This is a genomic window from Teichococcus vastitatis (genome assembly GCF_003604215.1).
GTDB classification, from domain to species: Bacteria; Pseudomonadota; Alphaproteobacteria; order Acetobacterales; family Acetobacteraceae; genus Pseudoroseomonas; species Pseudoroseomonas vastitatis.
Genome location: NZ_QXGS01000129.1, coordinates 1 through 1,905 on the forward strand (window position 1 = coordinate 1; position 1,905 = coordinate 1,905).

At 61.7% G+C, this 1,905-nt stretch carries 2 protein-coding genes; one reads left to right on the forward strand and one right to left on the reverse strand.

Annotation, left to right across the window (positions count from 1 at the left end):
• Nucleotides 1–223: 223 nt before the first annotated feature.
• On the reverse strand, nucleotides 224–979 hold the full coding sequence (locus D2K64_RS23405) for a DeoR/GlpR family DNA-binding transcription regulator (RefSeq protein ID WP_120010812.1): 756 nt from the start codon (nucleotides 977–979) through the stop codon (nucleotides 224–226).
• 98 nt (nucleotides 980–1,077) lie between these two features.
• Between D2K64_RS23405 and D2K64_RS23410 the strand changes: the two genes are divergently transcribed.
• Nucleotides 1,078–1,728: an NUDIX domain-containing protein gene (locus D2K64_RS23410; protein WP_238384398.1), complete on the forward strand. Its 651-nt coding sequence runs from the start codon at nucleotides 1,078–1,080 to the stop codon at nucleotides 1,726–1,728.
• Nucleotides 1,729–1,905: the final 177 nt, after the last annotated feature.

Genomic DNA, 1,905 nt, shown 5'->3' on the forward strand with positions numbered 1-1,905 from the left:
ATGAAGGGGGCAGACGATCCAGGCGCCCGGTATCAGCCACGGCGGCCGCACCACCAAAATCCAGGCTCTGAGTGAGGCTGACGAACTGCCCGTTCTCAAAGCCGAGCCGGCTCCTCGCAGCGGTTCGTTAGTGCATCTTGGCCTGCTTTTGGAGGCTGCAAGAGGCAAAGCAATCACGAGTGCCAGTGCCGACATCGCCAGAAGATCTCTGCCTGAAGCAGCGTCAATCATGCACTACAGTAAGACCCAGGTTCAGATAGGACTGTAGCATCTCCCTCGGCAAGTCCGCCTCGACAACCAATCCGTCCACCTCCTCCAGAGGCAGGACTCGGAAGGGTGACGCGGCACCCAGCTTCTCGCGTGAGGCGAGCACCAGAGTTTCCGCCGACTGGCGGCTCAGCGCGCGCTTGATGGCCGCTTCGTCGGCATCGCCGGTGGTGAGGCCGAGTTCCGGGTGAATGCCGGTGACGCCCATGAAAAAGATATCAGCGCGGATGCGCGCGATGGCCTCCATTGCCGCGGCACCGACTGACACCCTGGAATGCTTGAACAGGCGTCCGCCGATCAGTTCTACCTCAATGCCGGGATGGCGCCCAAGCTCGGCCGTGACGGTAGGGCTGTGCGTGACCACCGTGGCGCGCAGCTCCGGTGCCAAGTGTCGGGCAACCTGCAGCGCTGTGGTGCCACCATCGAGCATGACCACTTGTCCGTCACGCACCATACGCGCTGCCGCCTTGCCGATGGCGACTTTGCCCGCTGTGGAGACATCCTCGCGCTGCGCCAGGCTTGCCATCGCTGCCGAAGCTGGAAGGGCGCCGCCATGAACCCGCTGCAGCCGCCCCTCAGCTGCGAGTTCCCGTAAGTCCCGGCGGATTGTGTCTTCCGAAAGGCCGAGCTGCTGGCTGACCACCTTGGCAACCACGCGCCCGTCCCGCTGCAGGATGGCGAGGATGTGGTCTTTCCGCTCACGTGTCAGCATTGAATCCCTGCCTGCATGAATCTACTTGACCTATCCTGAGTATGCACGAATAAGCTTTGAATCAGGAAAAAATCGCGCATTTCGGGAAGATTCGTGCAATGGCCAATAACAGCATGAGCGTCACAGATCGTGTCCAGGTTGAGAATGTTGAGGTCCTTTCGGACAACTGGTATATACTAACTAAAACCACTTTCCGGTATCGACGGCGAGACGGCACCTGGCAACAGCAGAGCCGGGAGGCTTATGATCGCGGCAATGGCGCCGCGATCCTGCTCTACGATCCTGCGCGCCGCACGGTGATCCTGACGCGGCAGTTCCGCTATCCTACCTTCGTCAACGGCTACGAGCGGCTGCTGATTGAGGTGCCCGCCGGGCTTCTGGACGAAGCCAGCCCGGAGCAGCGCATCCGCGCCGAGACGGAGGAGGAGACGGGCTACCGCGTGCGCGACGTCCGGCAGGTCTTCCAGGCCTTCATGAGCCCTGGATCGGTCACGGAGAAGCTGTTCTTCTTCGTCGGCGCCTACGACCCTGCCGACCGGGTTGCCGCGGGGGGCGGCAACGAAATGGAAGGGGAAGACATCGACATCCTGGAGGTGCCCATCGCGAAAGCGCTGGCGATGATGCAACGTGGCGAGATCTGCGATGCCAAAACCATCATGCTGCTGCAATACGCCGCGCTGCACCTGTTCCCGGAAGTTGCAGGCTCGGAGGCAGACCGCACCGCCAAACACGTCGTCAGTGCTGCTTGAGGGTGTTTGTCTCCAATGGGTCCCCTAGGACGCGTGGACAAAGCTGATCCATAGGCGGATTGAGGACAGGGCGGCGAAGCCGAAGAAGCTGTTGGCGGTCTGGTCATATCGAGTGGCGACGCGGCGGTTGTTCTTCAGGCGGTTGATGAAGCACTCGATGCGGCTGCGGAGCGCGTA